The sequence below is a fragment of the Armatimonas sp. genome (assembly GCF_043760365.1).
Classification (GTDB): Bacteria; Armatimonadota; Armatimonadia; order Armatimonadales; family Armatimonadaceae; genus Armatimonas.
Genome location: NZ_JAYUPA010000149.1, coordinates 1 through 2,200, shown reverse-complemented (window position 1 = coordinate 2,200; position 2,200 = coordinate 1). Strand labels below are relative to the sequence as shown.

Sequence of the window (2,200 nt, the reverse complement as noted above, 5' to 3'; positions counted from 1 at the left end):
GTGGGGACACTTCCCGCCAGAGTGATACTGTTTTCCGTGCGCCCCGTCACACGAACAGAGCTGTCGTTGGGAAGCAAGACCGCATTGGGCTGCAAAATGGCAGGAAGGGGAGAGTCAGCTCCCCCGCCACCGCCACTCTTGCCGCCGCAGCCCGCCATTCCCAGAACCACGAGAACCAGTACCAGAGACCAAATCAAACTCAAGAGAGATTTCATGATAACCCTTTACCTACCTTTGCAATTGTCAATCCTGATTACTTCACCAACGGCTCCTCGCACGCTCCCGTCTCGCAGTTCCAGGAGAGGTTCGTGCCATTTTTATCGGTGCCGCAGCTATCGCCGTAGAGCTGGCCTGGGAAGCGACACCCAGGCGGGCCGGTGGACGATGCCACGGTCACATTGATGGTGATTTTCTTGCCGGACTCACTGTGCGTACACGTCAGGGACGCACCGCCTGCCACTTTCCCCAAGACAGTCACGGGATTGCCCGAGGCCGCCACGGAGGCTGTTGACGCCGCGCTGCTCTGCCAGCCCCACGACTCCGGCGCGGTGGGAACGACCTGGTTATCGACGTTGAAGGCAGTCACACTCACGCTGGCTCCCCCCCCAACAATCGTCGAGACGCTCACGGGGCTGGCGGTAACATGATCTACGGTGCTGTTCAGAGAGACATCCTGGTTGACCGAGGATCCCACATCCCCCGTCGTCATTTCCTGGGTAGCAACCGCCTGAGCCACTCCCGTCCCATCGGCGTTGGGGTAGGCCGTCATCGTGATACGGATCTTCGCCAGAGCGGGCATGGTACTCAGTGTGATATCCGAGGTCGCCCCATTTCCTGCTGGCCGCGCCACCAATGTCTCGCTGATCGGAACCGCGTAGTCAGGCTCGTAGGCACTCACACTTACCTTCAAGCTCTGGGCAGACAGCGGAATGACACGTGTTGCGCCGCGCTCCGGCCAGACGATATGCAGCTTTAGCCCCGTCGCCCGGCTCGACTTGTTTCCAGGGCCGCCCGCGCAACCTAAAACTACCAGTCCCACAACCACTGCGGCTAGCACAAGAGACAAGATCTTAGTCAAGAGAGATTTCATTAGCAGGCCTTTTACTTTCCATACACCCTAATGCTGGCAGTATCAAGATAGAGTTTATCGAAGATGTTCTGACGTACCTCAATGAGATCGGGAAACTCCCGGGTGATGAATACCTTATCCTTCACCACAAGCGATGCCCCAACGGTCGCCTTGATCCCTACTCCCAGCTTTACATTGAGTCCCGCAGGGCTGCTCTGTCGCTTCAGCTCCAGATCCCCATAACCGTCGGCTTTTAGGAAGGGCCCCGCGATACCCAAAAGACGTAGTGAGAGATCCGCACCCGGCCCGAGAGCGAACTTGAAGACATTGAGATAGTTTAAGTTCAGTGGGTTCATCACGACTTTATGACTACTCACCGGAACTGCACCTGTCTGAGGAGTGAAGCTGAAGCCAGCCTGGAAAGTAATAACCGACTGGGGTAGCTCGTAGCCCACCTCTAACTTACCCTCACAGAAGACATTAATATCCAGCATGGGCACGTAGGGAAGCAGCACGGGAACACCCGCCACGATCACGACGAGATAGAGAGTGGGGCCAACAAGGGTTTTCACCTTGACGCGCTTGGAAATGCCCGGGATCTTTGCCGAGACGACGACCTTAAAACCAGACTTGATCTCCGTCGTTGGCGCGTAGCGGTAGATCTGGAGCACTCCTCCCTTGATGAGAATTTGGGAGTCCGTCTTGAACTTAAAAGTGACCGCCCCCTCACAGATAATGCCCGCGTCTCTTGTACCGGCGAGCACTGCCTTATGAAGAACAATCTTAAACTCCCGGGACGTATCATCGGCGCGGCTACGGCCCGGCGGCACGAACTGCACATCCGGATCGTCGGGGGTGGTGTCCACGAAACCCGCCGGGTCGTACTCCGCAGGAAGACGCAGGTCCGCTTGCTGGAAGACGTCTTCAAGATACGCTTGCTCCGTTTGGATAACCACCCCGCCCGCGCCGTCGGGAGCGGTCGAGACGACGCGTAGCATGAAGCCCTCGCCCATTGTCCCGAGAAGCACTTGCCCCGCCGTGAGCGTGGGGACACTTCCCGCCAGAGTGATACTGTTTTCCGTGCGCCCCGTCACACGAACAGAGCTGTCGTTGGGAAGCAAGACCGCATTG

At 57.7% G+C, this 2,200-nt stretch carries 2 protein-coding genes and 1 pseudogene; all 3 read right to left on the bottom strand.

From position 1 onward, the window contains the following. Positions 1 to 215 (bottom strand): annotated as a pseudogene (locus ACH2EH_RS03770) (hypothetical protein); the annotation flags it as partial. A 38-nt stretch (positions 216 to 253) separates the two neighbouring features. After that, complete coding sequence (locus ACH2EH_RS03765) at positions 254 to 1,090, bottom strand: hypothetical protein (RefSeq protein ID WP_395139113.1); 837 nt, start codon at positions 1,088 to 1,090, stop codon at positions 254 to 256. An 11-nt stretch (positions 1,091 to 1,101) separates the two neighbouring features. Continuing rightward, the coding region (locus ACH2EH_RS03760) for a hypothetical protein (RefSeq protein ID WP_395139111.1) at positions 1,102 to 2,200 on the bottom strand (1,099 nt) is incomplete at its 5' end.

Coding starts and splice junctions, on each gene's coding strand:
- ACH2EH_RS03765 (WP_395139113.1), bottom strand. CDS start 1,090: ATGAAATCTCTCTTGACTAAGATCTTGTCTCTTGTGCTAGCCGCAGTG.